The sequence below is a fragment of the Mycobacterium sp. 4D054 genome (assembly GCF_052245755.1).
In the GTDB taxonomy this organism is placed as follows: domain Bacteria; phylum Actinomycetota; class Actinomycetes; order Mycobacteriales; family Mycobacteriaceae; genus Mycobacterium.
In genome coordinates this window covers 1-1,525 of the sequence record NZ_JBQQCF010000132.1, presented here as the reverse complement: position 1 = coordinate 1,525, position 1,525 = coordinate 1, and the positions used below count along the sequence as shown (strand labels likewise).

The window sequence follows — 1,525 nt, the reverse complement described above, 5'->3', positions numbered from 1 at the left end:
GCTCACTGGTGCACCATCCTTGTGTCGGTGATCTTGGATGGATTGCCGATGCACCCGAGGTGCCGCTGATCTATCGCCCTGCTCGCTCGACACATTCGATGTCCAGCATGAGTTCTGCGGAGGCCAGTGGTTACCCGGGGCGCGTTGACCGTCGACAGGGCTATGCGCCACCGAGCGCCGCTCAGTGAGCGAACCGGCAGTCGTGCCCCGGAACCTGCACATAAGGGTGCCTCCCCACTGGGCTTAGCAGCGAGGAGGCTGTCATGAAGTCTGCCCGAAATACCCTGCCAACGGAACCCACCAATGGGCTCACCTGTGGAATCGACTGGGCCCGCGATGATCACGCGGTCTCGATCGTCGATGCCAAAGGCCGCGAGATCACCCGCAAAACGATCGGTCACCACGCCGTTGGGCTGCGTGATCTGCTCACCACACTGCAGCGCGTCGGTGTCGGAGAAGTCGCCATCGAACGCCCCGACGGTCCGGTTGTAGATGCCCTGCTCGAGGCCGGGATCACCGTCGTGGTGATCAGTCCCAACCAGGTGAAGAACCTGCGCGGGCGCTACGGATCGGCCGGCAACAAAGACGACCGCTTCGACGCGTTCGTCCTGGCCGACACCTTGCGCACCGACCGGACCCGGCTGCGGCCCCTGCAGCCCGACAGCCCGGCCACCGTCGCCCTGCGTCAGACCTGTCGAGCCCGCAAAAATCTGGTCGCTCACCGCGTGGCGATCGCCAACCAGCTGCGGGCTCATCTGATGATCGTCTTTCCCGGCGCGGTCGGGCTGTTCGCCGATATCGACTCGCCGATCAGCCTGGCCTTTTTGGCCCGCTTTGACTGCCAGGACCGCGCCGACTGGCTCTCGGTCACCCGGATGGCCAACTGGCTGGCCAGCGTTGGCTACAGCGGCCGCACCCACGCCAGTGAACTGCACCGACGACTCACCGCCGCGCCTCGCGGCGCCACCGGTATCGACGGTGCCACCATCACCGCGACCTTCGTCGAGGTGTTGAGCACTGTGAGCGCCCAGATCAAAACCCTCGACCAGAGCATCGCCGAGCAACTCGACGCTCACGCCGATGCTCATATCTTCACCAGCCTGCCCCGCTCGGGCACCTTCCGTGCCGCCCGACTGCTCGCCGAAATGGGCGACTGCCGCGCACGGTTCCCCACCCCCGAATCGCTGGCGTGCCTGGCCGGAGTCGCCCCCTCCACCCGCCAGTCCGGGAAAGTCAAACACGTCGGATTCCGCTGGGCTGCAGACAAACAACTCCGCGACGCCGTATGCGATTTCGCCGGTGACAGTCGTCGAGCCAACCCCTGGGCTGCCGATCTCTACAACCGCGCCCGAGCCCGCGGACACGACCACCCCCACGCCGTGCGCATCCTCGCCCGCGCCTGGCTCTACATCCTCTGGCACTGCTGGCACGACGAAGTCGCCTACGATCCCACCCAACACAGGGCCCTCCAAAAGCTGATCAACCAGGATCAACCCAGGGCGGCTTGACACAGGGCAACTCATGC

At 65.6% G+C, this 1,525-nt stretch carries 2 protein-coding genes; both read left to right on the top strand.

Going from position 1 to position 1,525, the window contains the following annotated elements; translation table 11 throughout:
* The coding region (locus tag ACTWP6_RS30220) for a hypothetical protein (protein WP_205765297.1) at positions 1 to 188 on the top strand (188 nt) is incomplete at its 5' end.
* Between the two features lie 75 nt (positions 189 to 263).
* On the top strand, positions 264 to 1,508 hold the full coding sequence (locus tag ACTWP6_RS30215; protein WP_105386664.1) for an IS110 family transposase: 1,245 nt from the start codon (positions 264 to 266) through the stop codon (positions 1,506 to 1,508).
* Positions 1,509 to 1,525 lie beyond the last annotated feature (17 nt).